This is a genomic window from Bradyrhizobium lablabi, from assembly GCF_900141755.1.
Taxonomy (GTDB): Bacteria; Pseudomonadota; Alphaproteobacteria; order Rhizobiales; family Xanthobacteraceae; genus Bradyrhizobium; species Bradyrhizobium lablabi_A.
In genome coordinates this window covers 3,542,865-3,562,967 of sequence record NZ_LT670844.1, presented here as the reverse complement: position 1 = coordinate 3,562,967, position 20,103 = coordinate 3,542,865, and the positions used below count along the sequence as shown (strand labels likewise).

Annotated in this window: 19 protein-coding genes and 1 pseudogene; 9 read left to right on the top strand and 11 right to left on the bottom strand. The window is 60.3% G+C overall.

Annotation, left to right across the window (positions count from 1 at the left end; translation table 11 throughout):
• Window positions 1-95: 95 nt before the first annotated feature.
• The 5 genes from B5526_RS16615 to B5526_RS16595 form a co-directional block, all read right to left on the bottom strand.
• Complete coding sequence (locus tag B5526_RS16615; RefSeq protein ID WP_079539612.1) at window positions 96-437, bottom strand: hypothetical protein; 342 nt, start codon at window positions 435-437, stop codon at window positions 96-98.
• A gap of 47 nt (window positions 438-484) precedes the next feature.
• Window positions 485-1,327: an S-formylglutathione hydrolase gene (fghA, locus tag B5526_RS16610; protein WP_079539610.1), complete on the bottom strand. Its 843-nt coding sequence runs from the start codon at window positions 1,325-1,327 to the stop codon at window positions 485-487.
• A 97-nt stretch (window positions 1,328-1,424) separates the two neighbouring features.
• Complete coding sequence (gene gfa, locus B5526_RS16605) at window positions 1,425-1,994, bottom strand: S-(hydroxymethyl)glutathione synthase (protein ID WP_079539608.1); 570 nt, start codon at window positions 1,992-1,994, stop codon at window positions 1,425-1,427.
• Window positions 1,995-2,048: 54 nt separating this feature from the next.
• Window positions 2,049-3,158 (bottom strand): S-(hydroxymethyl)glutathione dehydrogenase/class III alcohol dehydrogenase, encoded by a 1,110-nt coding sequence (locus B5526_RS16600; RefSeq protein WP_079539606.1) that lies wholly within the window; start codon window positions 3,156-3,158, stop codon window positions 2,049-2,051.
• A 117-nt stretch (window positions 3,159-3,275) separates the two neighbouring features.
• Window positions 3,276-3,458, bottom strand: coding sequence for a hypothetical protein (locus B5526_RS16595; RefSeq protein ID WP_079539604.1), 183 nt, complete (start codon window positions 3,456-3,458; stop codon window positions 3,276-3,278).
• A 129-nt stretch (window positions 3,459-3,587) separates the two neighbouring features.
• Between B5526_RS16595 and B5526_RS16590 the strand changes: the two genes are divergently transcribed.
• Entirely contained in the window at window positions 3,588-3,794 is a 207-nt protein-coding gene (locus B5526_RS16590; RefSeq protein ID WP_079539602.1) for a hypothetical protein, read from the top strand.
• A gap of 1 nt (window position 3,795) precedes the next feature.
• Here the strand turns inward: B5526_RS16590 and B5526_RS16585 are convergent, their stop codons facing one another.
• Window positions 3,796-4,779, bottom strand: coding sequence for a PQQ-dependent catabolism-associated beta-propeller protein (locus tag B5526_RS16585; RefSeq protein ID WP_079539600.1), 984 nt, complete (start codon window positions 4,777-4,779; stop codon window positions 3,796-3,798).
• A 150-nt stretch (window positions 4,780-4,929) separates the two neighbouring features.
• On the opposite strand from B5526_RS16585, the gene B5526_RS16580 reads away from it, so the two are divergent.
• The 3 genes from B5526_RS16580 (at window position 4,930) to B5526_RS16570 (ending at window position 7,111) form a co-directional block, all read left to right on the top strand.
• Complete coding sequence (locus B5526_RS16580) at window positions 4,930-6,114, top strand: ABC transporter substrate-binding protein (protein ID WP_172842058.1); 1,185 nt, start codon at window positions 4,930-4,932, stop codon at window positions 6,112-6,114.
• Entirely contained in the window at window positions 6,111-6,542 is a 432-nt protein-coding gene (locus tag B5526_RS16575) for a YkvA family protein (RefSeq protein WP_433994630.1), read from the top strand. Before B5526_RS16580 ends, B5526_RS16575 begins: the two co-directional genes overlap by 4 nt.
• A gap of 176 nt (window positions 6,543-6,718) precedes the next feature.
• Window positions 6,719-7,111, top strand: coding sequence for a hypothetical protein (locus tag B5526_RS16570; RefSeq protein WP_079539594.1), 393 nt, complete (start codon window positions 6,719-6,721; stop codon window positions 7,109-7,111).
• Between the two features lie 14 nt (window positions 7,112-7,125).
• Here the strand turns inward: B5526_RS16570 and B5526_RS16565 are convergent, their stop codons facing one another.
• Window positions 7,126-7,533 (bottom strand): EF-hand domain-containing protein, encoded by a 408-nt coding sequence (locus B5526_RS16565; RefSeq protein ID WP_079545054.1) that lies wholly within the window; start codon window positions 7,531-7,533, stop codon window positions 7,126-7,128.
• A 150-nt stretch (window positions 7,534-7,683) separates the two neighbouring features.
• On the opposite strand from B5526_RS16565, the gene B5526_RS16560 reads away from it, so the two are divergent.
• Window positions 7,684-9,105, top strand: a complete 1,422-nt coding sequence (locus tag B5526_RS16560) for an MFS transporter (protein ID WP_079539591.1) — start codon at window positions 7,684-7,686, stop codon at window positions 9,103-9,105.
• Between the two features lie 185 nt (window positions 9,106-9,290).
• On the opposite strand, the gene B5526_RS39020 is transcribed toward B5526_RS16560, so the two are convergent.
• A complete protein-coding gene (locus B5526_RS39020) occupies window positions 9,291-11,918 on the bottom strand; it encodes an autotransporter outer membrane beta-barrel domain-containing protein (protein WP_244562312.1) in 2,628 nt (875 codons plus the stop codon).
• A gap of 641 nt (window positions 11,919-12,559) precedes the next feature.
• Here B5526_RS39020 and B5526_RS16550 point away from each other — a divergent pair.
• Window positions 12,560-12,733, top strand: a pseudogene (locus B5526_RS16550) (MFS transporter); the annotation flags it as partial.
• A 43-nt stretch (window positions 12,734-12,776) separates the two neighbouring features.
• On the opposite strand, the gene B5526_RS16545 reads toward B5526_RS16550, so the two are convergent.
• From B5526_RS16545 to B5526_RS16535, 3 genes are all read right to left on the bottom strand, one after another.
• Complete coding sequence (locus B5526_RS16545; protein ID WP_079539587.1) at window positions 12,777-14,801, bottom strand: DUF2278 family protein; 2,025 nt, start codon at window positions 14,799-14,801, stop codon at window positions 12,777-12,779.
• 229 nt (window positions 14,802-15,030) lie between these two features.
• Window positions 15,031-15,294, bottom strand: coding sequence for a hypothetical protein (locus tag B5526_RS16540; protein WP_244562311.1), 264 nt, complete (start codon window positions 15,292-15,294; stop codon window positions 15,031-15,033).
• Window positions 15,295-15,391: 97 nt separating this feature from the next.
• Window positions 15,392-16,366 carry a ketopantoate reductase family protein gene (locus tag B5526_RS16535; protein ID WP_079539585.1) on the bottom strand — a complete coding sequence of 325 codons (975 nt, stop codon included), beginning with the start codon at window positions 16,364-16,366 and terminating at the stop codon, window positions 15,392-15,394.
• Window positions 16,367-16,756: 390 nt separating this feature from the next.
• Here B5526_RS16535 and B5526_RS16530 point away from each other — a divergent pair, with 390 nt between their 5' ends.
• From B5526_RS16530 to B5526_RS16520, 3 genes are read left to right on the top strand one after another with little or no spacing between them, the layout of a single operon-like run.
• Entirely contained in the window at window positions 16,757-18,184 is a 1,428-nt protein-coding gene (locus tag B5526_RS16530; protein ID WP_079539583.1) for a hypothetical protein, read from the top strand.
• A complete protein-coding gene (locus B5526_RS16525; RefSeq protein ID WP_079539581.1) occupies window positions 18,156-18,986 on the top strand; it encodes a hypothetical protein in 831 nt (276 codons plus the stop codon). The genes B5526_RS16530 and B5526_RS16525 overlap by 29 nt, the downstream gene beginning before the upstream one ends.
• Entirely contained in the window at window positions 18,986-20,050 is a 1,065-nt protein-coding gene (locus B5526_RS16520) for a hypothetical protein (RefSeq protein ID WP_079539579.1), read from the top strand. Before B5526_RS16525 ends, B5526_RS16520 begins: the two co-directional genes overlap by 1 nt.
• Window positions 20,051-20,103: the final 53 nt, after the last annotated feature.

Below are 20,103 nucleotides of genomic sequence, written 5' to 3'. Positions count from 1 at the left end.
GGTCTCGCCGGCCAGCGCCGGTGCAGCGGCGACCACAAGGCAGAGTGTTACGAAAAATCTGAACATTGCCGATGTTTCCGCGCGATCGATCGCTTCTATCTGGAGCAGCTTGTTAGATTTTTCTCCTCGATCGTGAAGATCGAGCCCGCCTTGACCTGAACATTCGCGACGATGCAGGTCCTCCCGCTTTTGTCGACAAATTTGACATCATATGTGCCGGTCGCGGTATCGGTTATTTTCAGCCGCTCGTCGTGATCGACGGTGTGGTCGCGGTCATTGTCGGCCTGGTTCGAACCCCACTCGTTCTTGCCGGCCGGAGAAAGCTGCAGCGCGGTGATCGTATTGGCCGTCAGGTTCCAGAACTGGGTGTCCTTGGCGAGCGCGCCGGTGGGAACGAACGCCAAAATGAGGGCTATCCGGGCCGTCGTCTTCGCCATTCCTGCTGCTCCCCTTGGCCCGATACCGCCACGCGATTGAGGCTGGATCATGCTTTCATTCGCGCGGCGTGCCAGCGCATGTGATCTGCCATGAAGGTCGATACGAAGTAATAAGAGTGGTCATAGCCGGGCTGGCGGCGAAGGATAAGGGGAATACCGGCTTGCGAACAGGCGCGCTCCAATAGTTCGGGGCGAAGTTGTTCGCTCAGGAATTGATCGGCATCGCCGACATCGACCAGAAAATCGGAAAACCGCGCGCCATCCTCGATCAATGCGACGGTATCGTGCTTGCGCCAGGCGTCGCGCGCCTCGCCGAGATATCCGGACAATGCCTTGATCCCCCAAGGCACTTGTGACGGCGCCACAATCGGCGAAAACGCGCTGGCCGCGCGATAGCGGTCGGGATGGTGCAGCGCGATCGTCAGTGCGCCATGCCCACCCATGGAATGGCCGAGGATCGATTGGCGCTTGGGATCGGCCGGAAAATGCTCGGCGATCAGCCCAGGCAGCTCTTCGGTGACGTAGCTCCACATGCGGTAATTGCGCGCGAATGGCTGTTCTGTGGCATCGACATAAAATCCGGCGCCAAGCCCGAAATCGTAGAGGCCTGCAGGATCGCCGGGCACATTTCCGCGTGGGCTGGTGTCCGGCGCGACAAAGATCAGGCCCAATTCGGCACACGCCTGGCGAAATTCGCCCTTTTCCGTGACGTTGGTGTGGGTGCAGGTGAGGCCTGACAGATACCAGACCACCGGTAGCTTCGCGCCGTCTTGATGTGGAGGGACAAAGACCGAAAAGGTCATGCCGGTTCCAGTCTCGCGGCTGGCGTGCCGGTAGACGCCCTGCATGCCATCGTGAGACCGGTTGAGGGAAACGGTTTCGACCGTCATGATCTTACGGCTCCAGCGCCGCACGGCGACGGGATTGCAACGGCGGTCGGCCCAGGCTCGGCAGGTGGTTGTTCACCGACCGAGCCGGGCATGGCGATCAGGCCGCCTTGGGTCTCGATTTCGCCACGTGCGCGGCGATGTGATCCATCAGTGCCGGCGACAGGCAATCATAGGGCTCGAGTCCGAGTTCCTTGAGGCGCGATCTGATCGCTGGCAGCTCGGACGGCTCGACGCCGGACTCGATCACCGAGGACACAAACGCGGCAAATCCCGGAGCGGCCGAGCCGCCTTCGGTGAACAATTCGGGATGGATGAAGTCGAGACCATAGAACGGATGGCCCTTGTTCTCGATGCGGCCGTACATATGGGCACCGCAAACCTTGCAAGCATGCCGCTGGATCGTCGCCGACGCGTCGATCACGCGCAGCTTGTCGCCGTTCTCAAGAACGGTCACGTTGTCGCGCGGGACGACCGCGATCACCGCAAAGGTTGCTCCTTCGGGTTTCCAGCATTGGGTGCAACCGCAGGCGTGATTGTGTGCGACGTCGCCCTTGATGCCGACCTTGACCGGCTTGTCCTGGCATTTGCAAACAAGGGTTCCGCCGGCGAAGTTCCCGGTGCCCTGCTTTACTCCGCTGTCAACCGATGGGTGGATATGAACAGTCATGGGTCATTCCTCCTGTTTGTTTGACGCTTCTTGATTTAGAACACGGCTCTTGGTTTAGAAAACAACCACCGAACGGATCGATTTGCCCTCATGCATCAAATCGAATCCCTTGTTGATCTCCTCCAGCTTGAGGACATGGGTAATCATCGGATCGATCTGGATCTTGCCGTTCATGTACCAGTCGACGATTTTCGGCACGTCGGTTCGGCCGCGCGCGCCGCCGAACGCGGTGCCCTTCCAGACCCGGCCGGTCACGAGCTGGAATGGCCGGGTTGAAATTTCCTTGCCGGCTTCCGCCACGCCGATAATGACCGACGTGCCCCAGCCGCGGTGGCAGGCCTCGAGCGCCTGGCGCATCACGGTGGTGTTGCCGGTGCAGTCGAAGGTATAGTCGGCGCCGCCGTCGGTCAGCGCGACCAGATGCTGGACGATATCGCCATCGATCTTCTTGGGGTTGACGAAATGCGTCATGCCGAAGCGGCGGCCCCATTCTTCCTTGCTGTCGTTGACGTCAACGCCGATGATCTTGTCGGCGCCGACCATCTTGGCGCCCTGGATGACATTGAGCCCGATGCCGCCAAGCCCGAACACGACCACGTTGGCGCCCGGCGTCACCCTGGCGGTGTTCACCACCGCGCCGACACCGGTCGTCACACCACAGCCGATGTAGCAACTCTTGTCGAAGGGCGCGTCTTCGCGGATCTTCGCCACCGCGATTTCCGGCAGCACGGTAAAGTTCGAAAACGTCGAGCAGCCCATATAATGGAAGATCGGCTTGCCCTTGTGGCTGAAGCGGGTGGTGCCGTCAGGCATCAGGCCCTTGCCCTGGGTCGCGCGGATCGCGGTACATAGATTGGTCTTGCCGCTCAGGCAACTTTTGCATTGGCGGCATTCCGGCGTGTAGAGCGGGATCACGTGATCGCCTGGTTTCACCGAGGTCACGCCGCTTCCCGCCTCCCGGACGATGCCGGCGCCCTCATGGCCGAGGATCGAGGGGAAAATCCCCTCGCTGTCGAAGCCATCAAGCGTATAGGCGTCGGTGTGGCAGATCCCCGTCGCCTTGATTTCGACAAGGACTTCGCCCGCCTTGGGGCCATCCAGATCTAGCTCGACGATTTCAAGGGGCTTCTTTGCCTCAAACGCGACAGCGGCGCGTGTCTTCATTTGCCGTTCCTCCACTCAAATCGTTTTTCTTGAGCTTGGAAAATTGATGGTCTTTGAAAATTGGAAGTCCGTTGAAAATTGGAAGTCCGTCGGGCAAATCGCACTGCGATCACGATGTTATAATGTAACATCGTGCTTCCTGAGCAAATCGATCCGTAGTTTTGAAAAGATTGCACGCTCGCGTTCAATGTCAAGGCCGGCGATTTTTTTGTAAGTCTCGCTGTCTTTTTTCTCGCCGATCGAGATGCGGCAATGCCCACCGTGCAGATCGCCGGCATGTCCTTCAGGAAATGTGGGCAACGCGGTGATCGACGACGGCGACGGACATCGCGGATCAGGTTCCGCTGCGGCGCGAGATTATTTTCGAAATTTGAAAACGTCGGTGCAATTGGGCGTAATGTGACGAAGCGGCTTTGAGGGGAGGGCAGATTGATTGAAATCATCCTGACCGTCTGTGCCATCGCCGATCCCGCCCATTGCGAAGAAAAATATCTTCAGTTCGCCTGGGACGGTTCAGTCGAGCAATGCATGATGGCTGCGCAGCCCTATATCGCCGAGTGGATCGGCAAACATCCGCAGTGGCAGGCCAGGAAATGGAGCTGCAACTATCCCGACAGCAAGAAGCGGAAAATTTAATTCAGTGCGGGCCGAAGGCTATGCCCCAGGGCAATTCTCCGACCTGGATCGATTTGATGACATGCAAGCGCGCCACGTCGATGACGGAGACATCGTTCGAGACGCCATTGGCGACCAGCAGATATTTCTCGTCCGGCGTAAAGGCGCCGTGCCAAACCCGCTGGCCGACCAATAGATATTTCAGGACCGCGTGCGTGACGCCATCGACCACAGCGACCCGATTGGCAGGCCCCAGATCGACGAAGCCAAGCTTGCCATCCTTGGTAATGTTGATGCCGACGGGCTGAATGGCCTCGGATCGAAGGCCGGGGATCTCGAACGTCACCGTCTGCTTGAGTTTGCGCGTGGCCGGATCGATGATCGCGAGGTTGCCGCCGATTTCCGAGGTGACCCATAACTCCGATCCGTCAGCCTTGTATGCCGAAAACCGCGGACGGGAACCGACCAGCAAATTGTCCACGATCTGGCGGGTTGCCGTATCGATGAAATGGACCATGCTGGTCGTCTCTGACGTGCAAATCAGAATCTTGGAATCCGGGCTGACCGTCATGCCCTCGGGCTCGATGCCGACCGAGACCTCGCCGATCGATGCGCGCTTCTCCAGGTCGAGCACGGTCACCATCGCGTCATTTTCATTGGCGACGTAAAGGATCTTTCCCGAGGGATCGAGGGTGAACTGTTCGGGATCCGGGCCGGAGGGCAAGTCGCCGATGACGGTCAGGCTCTTGGTGTCGATGACCTGGATCAGGTCGTCGTCGCCGAGCGCCACATAGACGTATTTGCCGTCGCGGGAGGCTTCGATGCCGCGCGGCCGTTGCCCGGTCTTGATGGTTGCGACCGTCTCCAATTTGTCGGTGTCGATCACGGAGACGGAATTGCCCTTTTCGTTCGAAACATAGGCAAGGTAACCGAAGGCAGAATCGGCCGAGACAGACATCCATAGTAGTGAAAAGCCAACTACCGCGATCCAGCGCAAATCGAACATTTAGCGTCCTCCCGACTTTTATCTGGAACAATAGGGTGCCATTCCGTCGATGCAATGAATATCGGTCGCATTGCGCCAAGCGGTAAATGGAGTACTTTCGAGCGCCAAGTGTGACAAAGAATGACAAAAATAATTTATGGGAGGCGTGATTTGCTTCGGCTGCTGCTTGGTATCTGCGCACTGATCGCTTCCAGCGCAGCGGGCCTCTCCGAGCAGCCGCTGGAAATCAAGATCGGCTACCTCCGCCAGGCACCATCGCGAATCCGGATATCGCTGATCGATATCCCGGCCGGCAATGACGGGCTTGCCGGAGCCCAGCTCGCAACCGAAGACGACAATGCCACCGGGCGCTTCCTCAATCAGCGCTATACGCTGATCGATAAATTGCTCGGCGAGGGCGACGACCCGGTCGCAGCCATGAATTCGCTGGCCGACCAGGGCGTGTCGTTCATCGTCACGAACCTCGATGCGGATCGGCTGCTGAAGGTGGCTGACGCAGGCCTAGCGCGCAGCGAGACCTTGATCAACGTATCCGCACTGGACGAACGGCTGCGCGAACAGGATTGTCGGGGCAATGTGATTCATGTCGCTCCCACGCGTTCCATGCTCGCCGACGCGCTCGCGCAATATCTGATCTGGAAGAAGTGGCGCAAATGGGTGCTGCTGAAAGGCTCGCACGAAAACGATGTCTTGTTTGCCGATGCATTGCGCCATGCCGCGATCCGATTCGGCGCCAAGATCGTCGAGGAGCGTGAATTCAAGGACTCTGGCGGCGCGCGACGCACCGATAGCGGCGTCGCCGAGATTCAGCGGCAGATGCCGGTGGTGACGCAAGGCCTGCCCGACCACGACGTGCTTGTTGCGGCGGATGAAAGCGAGGTTTTTGCCGGGTACCTGCCGTATCGTACCTGGGATCCCCGTCCGGTCGCAGGCTCCGCGGGACTCGTGCCCACCACATGGAATGCCGCTTTCGATCAATGGGGCGCCGTGCAGCTGCAAAACCGTTTTACGAAAGCGTTTTCGCGCCCGATGACGGCGCAGGACATCCAGGCCTGGACGGCGGTGCGCATGATCGGCGAAGCGGCGGTCCGCGCCAATTCCGGCGAACCCGGCAAGATGCTTGCCTACATCAAGAGCCCGGAATTCTCGGTTGCCGCCTTCAAGGGTCAGAAGCTCACGCTGCGTGACTGGAACCTGCAACTGCGCCAGCCCATCCTGCTGTTCGACGGCAGAAACACGGTGTCGGTATCGCCGCAGGAGGGTTTCCTTCATCAGGTATCGGCGCTTGATACGCTTGGCCTCGATCGGCCCGAAACCAAGTGCAAGCTTAAGTGACGATAGTTGGCCGTCCGGCCGCGAAGGGTGATTTGAGCTATTTCATGCTCAACAAGATCAAGAGTTGGGCGCGCAGACTGAAACGGGATGCGCACGCGATTTATCTTGCGGCTCAAAGCCCGCGCGTGCCCTGGCATGCAAGGATTCTCGCCATCGCGGTCGCGGGATATGCGCTTTCGCCGATCGATCTCATTCCGGATTTCATTCCGGTGCTGGGTTATGTGGACGATTTGATCATCGTGCCGCTGGGCATTTGGCTGGTGCTGTCGCTGATCCCCGAAGACGTCATGGCCGAGTGTCGCGCGATGGCGGACGAGGCCGCGACGCGACCGCGCAACAGGGTCGCCGCGGCCGCCATCATTGCGATCTGGATTTTTGCGGCGGCTGCGCTCGGCTGGATCGTGTTTGCCCACTGGGGTCCAAGGTAGGGTTCCCCTATTGGAACCGCGGTGGTCAGCTTGGGCCGTCCGTAAAAATACGGGGCTCAGCGGCGTCGGAACTGCGCAAATGTTGTTGATATCCCTGTCACTTACCGCAGTGCAACGATTTTCGGCACGAAGCTTGCTTGAATTGACTTCGCCGGTAAACCCAGGAGTTGGACCGGATGAAGCGCATCATCCTTTGTCTCGGTATTCTTGCTTGCTCGATTTCAGTCGTTAACGCCCGCGATATCGGACAATGGGGAGCAGTCGATCCCGAAATCCGGGAATGGTATCAGGCCCTCATGCAGCCGGACGTTCCGAATGCGTCATGTTGCGGCGAGGCCGACGCCTATTGGGCTGACGAGATCCACGTCAAAGACGGCAAAACCTACGCGACCATCACAGATGACCGGCCCGACGAACCGCGCGGCCGGCCTCACGTCGCGCTCGGAACGGAAATCGAGATCCCGAATAACAAGCTCAAATGGGACAGGTCGAATCCAACCGGTCACGGCATCGTATTCTTGAGTCGCGGCGGGTACGTGTTCTGCTACGTTCAACCCGGCGGGGTCTGATTGACGGCTTGCGACTATTTCAAAAGTCGCAAGAGAGCTTGACCAGCCTTTGAATTCAATTCCTTGGCGTCCAGCGTCCCGTCATGATCCGGATCCGCGGCGCTGAAGCGCTGCTCGACCACGGCGAGGTATTCGTCCTTGGTGAGGGTCCCATCGTGGTCGGGATCGGCAGCGGCGAACTCCTTCGGAGTTAATCTGCGAGCAAGCTCGCGTTGGTCGAGCGTGCCGTCATGGTCCCGATCCAATCTGTCAAACAGATCCGATGCGGCCTTCTTGGCCTCGGCGAGGTCGACCGTGCCATCATTATCCGTATCGAGCATCCCGACCAGCCGAGAGCGGGGGGATTTTGCCGAGACCGGCATCCCACCGGCGAGCAGCGCAGTCGCGGTAAATGCGAGAACCAATGTGCGGCGCGATATCATGGGGTCAGCCTGTCCGGTTTCGACTTGCATGACGCAACTCCGCTGCCGAAAGTGAGTTCCCTCGCCCTTGGGACCGATCCTTGATAATTCCTCCCCGCGGCCTAACGCCCGCGCAAAACTGCCAGGATATTGAAAGCCCAAATTCATCCCATGTCGTCCGCCAAGATCGAGCACGCCGATGGCCTGCCGCCGCCGCAGCGCAATTGGGCCATTCTGACGATAGCACTTGGCCTTGTGATGGCGGTAATGGACGGTGCCATTGCCAATGTTGCACTCCCCACCATCGCCAGGGACCTCAACGCGGACCCGGCGTTTTCGATCTGGATCGTCAACGGCTATCAATTGGCGATCACGATCTCGCTGCTGCCGCTGTCGTCGCTCGGCGAGATCGCCGGCTATCGCCGCGTCTATCTGGCGGGGCTGTTGCTGTTCACGATCGCATCGCTGTTTTGCGCGCTGGCGCATACGCTGCCGCTGCTGACCGTGGCGCGCATCCTGCAAGGGTTTGGCGCCGCAGGGATCATGAGCGTCAACATGGCGCTGGTCCGATACATCTACCCGCGCGACCTGCTCGGGCGTGGTATCGGCATCAACGCCATGGTGGTTGCCGTCTCCGCCGCCGTCGGACCGACGGTCGCAGCCGCCATTCTGGCGGTCGGAACCTGGCCGTATTTGTTCGCCGTCAATGTCCCGCTTGGCATCATCGCGCTCCTCATCGGGTGGCGCTGTCTGCCACACACAATGCCGGCCGGTCACGCCTTCGACTGGCAGAGCGCTGCGCTGAGCGCGGTCACCTTCGGCCTCGGCATCCTCGCCATCGATAGCGCCGGTCATGGCGGAGCTTTCATCACCAGCCTGTCGGAATTCGGCGTCGCTGCCGTCGCCGGCGTTTTGCTGGTGCTGCGGCAGACCCAAATGGCTTCGCCACTATTGCCGTTGGACCTGCTGCGGATTCCTATTTTCGCGCTGTCGATCGCGACTTCAATAGCCTCCTTCTGCGCCCAGATGCTGGCGCTTGTGGCGCTGCCGTTTTATCTGGAGAGCCGGTTCGGCTATTCGGCGGTCGAGATCGGACTTCTGATCACGCCTTGGCCGATTGCGGTTGCCTTCGCGGCGCCGCTCGCCGGGCGACTGGTTGAACGCTACCCGGCGGGGCTGTTGGGCGGCATCGGGCTCTTGTTATTCGCGCTCGGCCTTGGCGCGTTGGCGCTATTGCCGGATGATCCCGGGATTGCCGATGTGATATGGCGGATGGCGCTGGCAGGCGCGGGATTCGGTCTGTTCCAGACCCCCAACAACCGCACCATGATCGCAGCCGCGCCGCGCGAGCGGAGCGGCGGCGCAAGCGGCATGCTTGGGACAGCGCGACTGCTGGGCCAGACCACGGGTGCGGCCCTGGTCTCGCTGTTTCTGGCTCGCTATCCTGTGGAGGGCACCCGGCTCTCGCTGCTGGCTGGCGTTGGCTTTGCCTTGCTCGGCGCGGCGCTCAGCATGCTGAGGTTGTCGCCCTCCGGCGCAAGAGGCGCCGAGCGGGTGCGGGTCCGCGAGGACCAGCGCCTGAGGGGCGAGTGAGGCAAATGCCGTTCAACATCCCCGGCAGATGCTGCGCAGGCTGACGCAACTCCGTTGCCGAAAGTGAATTCCCTCGTCATGGTGACCGAAGTTGAACCTCCGGTCAAAGCGGAGCGGAGTGCGCCTTGGTGCAGAAACGGAAACTGCCGATTCTTCCAAATGGACAGGAATCGGTTGGAGGGGTTTCACCAGGTATATCGAAGCCCGATATTGCCTTGGGCGCCGCTGCGGTTACCGTTGTTCGATCGATCTATCACGAATTGATAGCCGCCTTGGGCGTAGAAACTGAGACGGTTGTTAAGCTTGGCGGTTACACCGCCCAGGACTTCCGTGCGTGTTGTGCTCTCGATCAGCTGCACCTGATCGATCGCGGAAAACGTCGTCGCGGCTTTCGTACCCCAGCTTCGCCAGAAATTAACTCCCACATAAGGCTGCCACACAATTCCATTGTTGCTATCGATGGTCCATTGGCCGCGCACGCCTAGCCGTCCGGTCGGACCTGAGGTCGCGCCGAGGCCGACCGTGCCCAAACCGTCATTGGCATCATTGAACGAAACCTTCTGCCAGATGATCTGCGCTTGAGGCTCCAGCACGAAATGCGGCCCAAGCGGCAGTGGTATTGGATAGCCCGCTTCCAGCGACGAAATGAAGCCAACGCCGTTGGTCGGTAACTGGGCGAATTGCGTCGTTGCGTTACCTCCATATGACGTCCTTTGCAGGACCGCATCGAGATACCAGCCGCTGGGACCGTAGTGAGTCCAATAGGCGCCCGCGGAAAACGCGTCGAGACTGAGGGTGCCGGTATGGGTGAGCACATAGCCGGTTGCAGCCGCATTGGTGACGAGACCGTTCACATTAACATTGGCCTGGCCATAGGCGAAATAAACGCCCGCGGCGTCGCGGTGGCCGGAAAGCCAGTTGGCGCGCCAGAGGTCGACGCCGCCCTGCAAGCCTCCTATCCAGCCGTCTGCACGCGGATCGGCAAAGGCCTGATAATGATCGTTGACCTGCCGTCCGAATAACCGTCCCCAATCCGAGCGGCCCCATCCAGCCGCATCAGTACCGGCGTTCGCCAGTGTCATCGTGTCGCCGATGCGCTGATTGAGTGTGCCCAGCGTCGCAAGACCCAATTGCCGGGCGACGGGCTGGACGACACCATAGGTAGCGAGTTCCGGCCCGATGATCGGATAGATGCCCGGCGGCAGCGTCGATGGCGGCGGATCGGGTGGCAATATGGGGGGCGGAACTTCAGGTGTCGGTGGTATCGGCGGTACATCGAACGAAGAGCGCAGGAACCAGTTATCGGGGGCATTGCCGCTGAGGCCGCCGCGGAACAGAAAATAATCGTAGGCGCCGCCGCGCACCTCACCAGCGAGCGTGAAGGCGCCGGGAGTCGTGGCGCCGCCATTGGTCGTATTCACGACCAGGATGCCGTCGGCAACCGTCTGATATCCGGGGCCGTTGGCGTTTTGAATCCTGAGATTTGTCGAGCCTGTCGCCGTGCCGCCATTGACGATCAGCCGATCGGACGGCGAATTGTCGGCACCGAGAAAGGTGTTGAGCGTGATTGTCCCGCCGGTGCCCGTGTAGTTCACCACGGTCAAAGTCTTGAAGGCCGTTGATGATACCGGTGCGGTAACGATGATATCGCTGTCGTTGTTCACCAGATTGGTGACGTTGGAGCTGCCGGTCATATTCCAGATCGTTCCGCCAGCGAGCGTGACGTTGCTTGTGCTGGTGTTGTCGGTGAAAATCGCGCCCGTCAGTACCGAGTGATTGCTCGACATTGTGACGGTGGCGTTCTGCACGGCACTCAGCAGGATTCCATTATTGCTGGTTACCGTCGCGTCGACGGCGTTGATGGCGGCGCCGCCCCCTTGCACCGCGAACGCATCTGACGCCGAGCTGACTATCGTGCCGTCGAGGCCCAGCGCATTCGTCACGCCTGCCGGCGCTTGCAAGAGAAATCCATAGCTGCCGGCGCCGCCGGACGTGGTGACGCTGCCGCCGGTCAGGTCGATGGTCGCACCGTTTTGCAAAAACCCGCCGCGAGCATTGCCGCCATTGCTTGAGACGTTGACCGCCACGCCGGTGCCGCTGATGCTGCTGCCGGAGCCAGTCGCCAGCAGACCCGTCTCGCCGCCGCCATTGCCCTGAAGGGTGACCGCGCCTCCATTGAGCGTGATGGCAGCACCTCCCTCGGCTCGCGCGCCGGTATCATTACCGCCCGAACCCCCGACGAGCGGGATAATCACGGTCGCGTCATTCGTTATGATCCGGCTGCCCGCACCGGATGCCAACAGGCCAGTATTCCCGCCGCCGCCCTGAAGGAACGAGACGGCCGTCCCGCTGTTCAGCGTGATCGTGCCGCCATTGACGGCATTGGCGCCAACATTGTTTCCCGCGCCTCCCATATTGACGGCGAGACCGGTCGCGATGATCTGGCTGTTGAGTCCATCCGCGACCAGGCCAGTATTCCCGCCGCCGCCATTTATTCCCTCGTTGATGGTTGATCCGCCGCCGAAGATGAGCACGCCGCCGTTCCGGGCCAGACCACCGATGCCCTGGCCGTTTACCCAAAATATGGTGATGCCGTTGGCGGTGATCTGGTCGCCGGCACCTGCGTTGATGGAGACTGGCCCCGTGTAGGGAGCCGGATAGAAGCCAAAAGGAGACGCGCCGAGGGTGGTACCCGGCGTGATCGTACAGGATCCGACGCCAGGCTGAACGAAGGTGCCGTTATAGCTTGAGGAAATCGAACACTGGGCTTTCGCGATGTCGATCGGGCTACCCGCACCGCATAGAGCAAGCACTGCGAGCGCGATCCTTCGCCAACCATGACGACGACGATCGATCGTTCGGGACGCGGGCGCCGGGTTCGACGCCGAATCATGATCATGCAACCGATCTGGATTACATACATGATCTACGCCGCAGAAATCTGCGGCTTCATCGTGCTTTGGCGAGAACCCCATCAGCGGGGGGCGCGACACTTTGCGGGCCTCGGTTCCAAGCATCTGTTCCTTCTAAGAACAGTTGTTCCTTGATTAACCTACGGCTTGGTCATGAAATCGCTGCTCAATATTCGCGAGCAATATTTTCCGACTGCAAATCGCTGCGAATCCTACAACGTTTAGTCGTGTCCCGACTGCCACTATCCGACAGAACTTCAAAACAGATGCGGTCTAAAACTTTTATAAAATTCTTGAAAAGCCTGCTGCTGACTCGTGCGTTCTGTCGGTGACGAAGGGAAACGCTAAGAAGGGTAATCGAGGCTGACCGATTCGAAGCCGCGCCAGCAAGTCATCTTGGAACCGAACGCTCGCACAGCGAGCGGCTGAGAGATCGATCTCGGTGCCCGCCTCGATCGCCGGGACGGAACGGCCGCAGCGTCTTGAGCCGCGGCATGCGATGGGACGCGCGGGCGTTCAACATCCCCGGCAGATGCTGCGCAGGCTTTGGTAGACCGCTGGGCCAGACCACAGGTGCGGCGCTGGTCTCGCTCTTTCTGGCTCGTTATCCCGTGGAGGGCACCCGGCTCTCGCTGCTGGCCGGCGTTGGCTTTGCCCTGCTCGGCGCGGCGCTCAGCATGCTGAGGTTGTCGCCCTCCGGCGCAAGAGGCGAGTGAGTGTTTTGCTTTCGGGTCAGTGAACATTCCCGGAAAGCCGGCTTCAAACCAGCTTGTTGGTTCTGAGGTTGACCTCGCAGGCGTCGTCCGGACCGCCGCCCTTCGGCTTGACGCTGCGATACTCGAAGCGCAGCGTCGGATCGCCGCGCGATGGACTAGCAACCGTCGCGCGGACATAGCCGGATTCGAAAATCGTAAGGCCCAGATGCGGATCAAGCTGCTTCATGAAGGATTTTCCGACTTCCTGGCCGGGAGTTACGACATGGCCGCCGGCGCCGGTCACGACGTAAGGAATGTCTTGCCCGGTATCTTGCCGCACCACCCTTTGGTAGAGATGCGCATGGCCGCAAATCACCGCATCCGGCCAGAAGCCCGCCTTCTTGCAGGCCGCATCGATCGCGGCGCTGGTCGGGTCCGCCGGCTTTTGATCGGGAAACCAGCGCGGAAAATGGTGGATCGCCAAGATTACCGCCGGCATTCCGCCGCTGCGTAATTTCTTCAGCCGCACCAGCTCCTGATAGAGGAACAGCAATTGCGGTTCGTCGAGCCAGCCAAAGGATTCGCCGATATTGCTGTAGAGGCCGATGATCGACAGCAGTGGTGTATCGAGCGTGAAATAGACCCCGGGCTGCGTCATCGGAGAGCGCAGGATGGCGCCGGAGCCGACCCACCGGTCGCCCGGCTTTTCCGCGCAAAACGCCTTCTGGAACGAATCCAGCGAAACCATGGAATCGTTATAGGTGATGCCGTCGTGATTTCCAGGGATCGCGAAGATGGGCGCCGGATAACCCTTAAACGGCTCGTAGAATTGGCTGTAATAGTAGTTCTCTTCGCCGTAGAAATAGACCACGTCGCCGACATGATACAAGAAGGCCGGCGGAGACGACGTGACCGCGTCGCGCGTCATCAAATCCGTAACCTTGAGTTCGAATTCGTTCAGGTTCTTCTCGGTCGCAGCACCACTGTCGCCGATCACGTCGAATGCGAGGCTCTTGCCGCTTGCGTTGCTCACATAACCCGGCGGGTTGGCGCCGATGACCGTCGCGAGATCCATGCGCGGATAGATGCGCGGCGTCGGCACCGGGCCCTTGGTTTGGCCCAAGGACCGCACCTGCACGTAAGGGGTGTTGTAGGTATTCCCGTCGTCGTCCGGAATGAATGTGCCGGACGCATCCTTGGGGTCGATGTCGGCGAACATATAGCCTTGCGGATTTAGCGTCGCCGGTGGGTTGGTCTTGCCTTTCGCGGGGAGTGCGGTCGCGGTCACGGGAGCCGAGACCGTATTGCGTGTGGTGCGCCGCGCCGCCATCGACCGCTTGCGGGGCTTAGGCATGATCGCGTTGCGGACAGAAGTGGAGGTCTTGTCGATCTCCGTGATCCCCGTCTCCGCGGGGTTGCCGTCGTCGCGGGTGGTTGTCGTCTGCGAGTGGAACTTGACAAAGAAGCCCCTGGCTCCGCCCGGAAGCAAGAAGATGACGCCGCCGTCCTGGTTGGGGGCGTTTTCGACATAATGGGGCTTGCCATTGATGAGGTTCTTGGCGCCCTGGTTCATATGAATGTTTTCGATGCCGGTGAAGCCGGTCGGGACCGCTTCATGGGTCTCCGGGTCGACCGGAGAACCGGTGCCGAAAACGGCAATCAGCGCGCCCGATTTTCCGGATTTTCTGGCCTCGGTCAGCGTTTTTTTGAATTCGTTCTCCAGCGTCTTCGAACCTCGACGAAGATCGTCGAATTTCTTCGGATTGAGAAAACCGCCGCGCACGAAATCCAGCTGCGGCAGGGATGACCCCGAGCTGGCCGGGACGAAGTCCGCCGTCATGCCGAGTTTCACAATATCCTTGATGAGCTTGTCGCCGGCGGGCGTGCCGCGTTTGCCAAAATTCACGATCTGATATTGCAGTTCGGGCGTTCGTCCGCGCTCCGTCGACTGCAGATTGACCGCCACACGGTAGGGGGGATGTTCGGGGTTTCCGGGCTGCACCATGAGAAGCCAATGCGGACTTCCCCGCCGCTTCGGGCGCGATGCGATGATTTTTCCGATCAGCAATCCATAGGTTTTGAATGCCATATTCGTTTCTCCAACAATGTCTCTCGGCACGGCGGCGCGTGCAAATGTCGAAATGTCGCGGGGTGGGCAGGACGTCCCTAAAATCTCGACCGTCCGTTCTCCCGCCCCAATATTTCAAATGTCTTCGATCTTCCAGAGGTTGCAATCTTCCATCAATTCGCCCCGCTTGTGAAGCGGCATTCGACGATTGCGAGATTGAATGCGGCTGCAAAATGATCGGAAAACCCGCTCAACATCCCCGGCAGATGCTGCGCAGGCTTTGGTAAACCGCGTCATCGTCCCGTCGCATTTGCTGCAACTGGTCCAGCGTCGTGGTGTCGCGGCTCGGCTCGGGCTTGCGCTTGGCGGCAAGCGCTGCTTCCTGTCGCGTGTAACACGCCTCCCGCTCGGCTTTGGCCGGGATGAAGCGGCATTGCTCAACCTCAGCGGAAGCGGGAGCCGCGCCGGTCAACAGCGCCAGCATGAGGGATGCAAGAAATTTCAAGGGCAGCACTCCTTTGCCTTGCTGCGTTTCCGCGACGCGATTTTGCTCCTGACCTTCATAGCGCAAATCCCGCCTGCCGATGATGACGGTTGCTTCGAACCGGCGTTCAACCCTGGTAGAGCCCCTTATCCCCTGCCTTTTGGACGGCGAGCCCCGCCAACAGGTCGAGCATCGGCGTCGACAGGCCTGCGGCCTTCGCAAACGCCGCCGGCGCGCGCACCAGCGTATCGATTTCCATCGGCCGGCCGCGTTCGTAATCCTGCAACAGCGAAGGCTTGTGATCGGGCGCAGGTCCGGAGCGCGTGACGCGCTCGACATCCGCATAGCAGCTTTGGCCGATCGCCTGCGCCTCGTCGAGCAGCCGCGGCACCACATCGCGGAGCGCGGGGTCGGCTCTCGCCGCCCTAGCGGTTTGCCCGGTAATCAGGCACAGCACCGACATCGACATGTTAGTCATCAGCTTGGACCAGATTGCCCGCCTGATCCGCGTGACCTCGCCCGACTGGATCGAGGCTTCCTTGAGCACGGCGCGCACGCGCTCGATCCGTGCGCTCGGGGCGTCATCGCATTCCCCGACCAGCAGCATGTTTCGCTCCGGCGAGAGATTGACGACGATACCGGGTTCGACGACTTCATTGGCCGAAAAGATCACCCCGCCGATGATGCGCTCGCGCGAGACTGTGGCGCGCAAGCGGCCGCCTGGATCGAGAAAGGCGAGATCGGGCGGCGGCGGATGATCGGGAGAGAGGGCGATATCGTACCACCAGGGAATGCCGTTCTGGGCGAACACGATCGCGGTGTCGTCGCGCAGCAGCGGTGGCAGCCCCGCGACAAGGTCGCCCAGCGCATTGGCTTTCAGGGTGCTGATGACAAGATCCTGGCGACCGAGCGCCGCCGGGTCGTCGGATGCGTTCACCCGCGCCGGGAATTCGGAGCTACCAACGCGAAGCGTCAAGCCTTTCGCTTTGACAGCTTCCAGATGCGGCCCGCGCATCACGCAGGAGACCTCATGTCCGGCAAGCGCGAGCCGTACCGCAAAATGGCTGCCGACCGCGCCCGCGCCGAAAATGCAAATCCGCATTGTGGAGGTTTCCTGTTCGAGGCCCGATGATCTGGAACCTATCTTCCACAAGCTGATGTCGCCGCGCAACCGGTTGCGGTCAGCGCGACAGCGTTTGCCTTGATGCTGCGGCTTTTAGGCCGTGCGTCCGCCGCTAGAAAACCAGCGTAAGCCATTGCAGCGCACGACAGCATTATGAACAAAAACGCCTGCACCAGGGCTGCAATGTTATGCAATGATTATAACGAAAAGCCCCGGCCGCGGCTTATTGCGGGGGCTTCTGTGATCGCCTAGACATGCAACGATTTGGTGCCCAAGTTTGGCACTAAGGCGCGGCGCGGGCGGCCGGTGGCTGAACTGGGAAGTTGGATGAACGAGGCTCAAGGGAAGCGGTCTGCCATTTCGAGGCTCATGGGTTTGCTGAGCAAGCCCCAGCACCCCTATCGGCCGTCGACCGAGGTGTTTCTCGATCTCAATGTCAATCACGTCGCCGACGATCTGAACCTTTCGGCCGATGGCGGCGTGCGCGGCGCCGAGGAACGCCCGTCCACCGATGCCGAGACCCTCGACGACATCGAGCATCGGGTCGTGGAACTGATCGAGACCCACAAGCAAGATGCGCATTCAATTTATCTTGAGCACCTGCACACCTATGACGAGCGCCTGACCGCGCTTAATTTCGAGGAGCGGTTCGCGATCATCCAGCAGGCCGCGCCCGAATCGGTCGGCGAATTCCGCGCCGAGGCAGCGCTGGGCCGGGACGAATTGTTCAGCCTGCGGCGGCGGCTTTATGATTCGGAACAGGAGCGCGATGATTTTCGCAAGCGCCACAAGCTTGTGCGGCCGGCGCGGCTGTCATCGCAAGGCAAGACCATCCTCAAGGTCGGAATATTGGCGGTTCTCTTCGTCGTCGAAGTCGTGATCAACGGCAATTTTCTCGCCAAATCCAATCCGCAGGGGCTGCTCGGCGGCGCCGTGCAGGCGGTGAGCTTTGCTGCGCTGAACATTATCGCGAGCTTCCTGTGGGGCCTGGTGCCGATCCGTCTGATCAATCGCCGCAACTTCTTCTTCAAACTGATCGGCCTTGCATCCTTCATCCTCTATCTCGCGTTCGCGATCGGACTAAATCTCACGCTCGCCCATCTGCGCGAAATAACTCCCAGCGTGAACGGCGATGCCGGGCAGGAGGTCATGATCCAGCTTCTGAAAGCGCCATTCGTCCTGAACGACATCATCTCCTGGGTGTTTTTCGGGATCGGTTTTATTTTCTCGCTGATCGCCATGACCGACGGATTGCTGTTCACCGATCCGTATTTTGGCTATGCCTCGCTGGAACAACGATGCAACGAGGCCCGCGCCCAATACACCGAGGGCAAGGCCGAACTGGTCGAGCGGCTGCGCGATATCAGGGACGCCGCGAGCGAGGCGATGAACGGCGCGGCGCGGGATTTATCGGTCCGGCGCGGCGAGTTCGATGCCATCATTCAGGCGCGGGGACGCCTGGCGCAGCGGTTTGCCGAGCATCAAAATCACATCGAGCGATCCTGCCGCGCATTGCTCGCGATCTACCGTGAAGCCAACCGCAAGGCGCGCAGCACGCCGGCGCCGGCTTACTTCACAAAGCCTTACAACATGGATCGCATCGTCTATGTCGGAACCGACCGGGACGAGACGGCACGGGATCAGCTTCGTCAATCGATCCTCGAGGCACAGGACATCTTGAAGGGTCAGATTCAGGCCATTCACGAGGCGTTCGATGAGGCCGTGCGCTCCTACCGCGAAATCGACGACCTGATCCCGGAGGGCAAGTTTGGCCCGGCTGCAGCCAAGAAAACGTAACAGCGCGCGCGGCGCGGGCGCTGCGATCGGCGGCATCGTGTTGATCCTCTTTGCCATGGTGGCATTGGGCTTTCTGGCGCTGTTCTATTTTTCCGCCCCGCAGAAGCCCAAGCTCGACGCTGCTACCCTATGCCCGGTCAGCGGGCCCGACGGCATCACGGTCGTTCTGGTCGATACTTCCGATGACCTGCCGGAACCGACCCAGCGCCAGCTTCTCGGCATGCTCGAGGATCAGGTGGCCGCGCTGCCTGCGTACTACAAGTTCGACATCCGCGTGCTCGACATTGCCGGCGGCCGCAGCCGGTCGCTGTTTTCGAGATGCAATCCGGGGGACGGAACGGGCCTGAGCGAATGGACCGATAATCCGCGGATCGCGCGCATGCGCTGGCTCGAAAACTTCCGGCAGCCGGCCAAGGATGCCATTAAAAACAGCCTGTCGTCGGCAAAGTCAAAAAGCTCGCCGATCATGGGTGCGATCCAGGACATCGCGATCGACCAGTTTTCCAGCGATGCGGCTAAAAAGGTCGAAAAGAAGCTGATCGTGATTTCCGACATGCTGGAATACACCCATCTTTACAGCCAATATCCGGCTGCCGGTGATTTGTCGTACCAGAGGTTCAAGCGGTCGCCCGCCTATCTGAAATTTCGGACGGACCTGCATGATGCGCACGTCAAGATCGAATACGTCCAGCAAACCGAGGCAGCGATCGACACCGTGCGGCACATCGATTTTTGGAGGGAGTGGATCACTGACAACAGGGGTGTGTTCGACGGCGCTCGGCGATTGCAGGGAGCAAGGTAGTGGCCTCAACCAATAGTCTTCGGGAGATGCCGCCTGGGCTATTGAACGGGCTGTTGTTCTTCGCCGTGGTCTTGTCGGGCGCCGGCTACATCGTGTTCTCCAAGCTCAACGGGTTCGGCGCGGTCCAGGTAACCCTGGTCCCAGTCCTGATCATGGTCGCCTACGCGCTCGTGCTTGGGCTGGCGCGGCTGTTTCGCCTGCGCGACGACCAGTCCGGCGACAATTTGTATTACATGGGTTTTCTGTTCACCCTGACCAGCCTCGCCGTGTCGCTGTATCAATTTTCGGCCGAAGGCTCGGCGGAACAGATCGTGCAGAATTTCGGCATCGCGATCGGTTCGACCATTGCCGGCATCACGCTGCGGATCTTCTTCAACCAGATGCGGCGCGATCCCGTCGAAGTCGAGCAGGCGGCGCGGCTGGAGCTTGCCGAGGCGTCGCGACGGGTGCGGCGCGAACTCGAAAGCACGGTGATTGAATTCGGCTCGTTCAGGCGGGCCACCCAGCAATCGATCGCCGACGCCGTGGATGAGATCGACACGATGCTGAAAGAGGCCAAGGACCGGATTGTCGGCCAGCTCGAGGGTTTCGCGCTCGAGGCCAACAAGCCGCTGCAGGACGCATCGAAGAAATCCGGTGAAACCGTCGAGCAACTCAACGCCAGGGTTTTGGAGACTTTCGAGACGGTGGCAAAGCAACTTGCCGAGGACGGCGCTCGCCTCTCCACCAGCACCGCCGCCATCGTAACGTCGATCGATGACGTCGTCTCGAGGCTCGCCGCATTGCAGACACCGGAACACATTATCGAGGTGAAGCTCAATCCAGTGATTCAGGGCCTGACGCGCGTGGTCTCTACCTTCGGCAAGAATGCCGAGGTGCAGGCCATTTCGGTGAATTCCAACCTGAAGCAGACGCAAGCGCTTTCGAGCGCGATTACTATTCTGTTGTCCGAGATCAGGGCCGCCGAAGCGGCCCGTGCCGCCTCCGAGCCTTCGGCCGCGGTCGTCGAAACGCCGCTGTCGCCGTCTCCCTCGACGCGCTTCGAGGGAGACGGAAACTACTAACTGGTATGGTGCGGCGAGAGGAGAATCAATCGTCGCTATTCAATCGTCAGGCA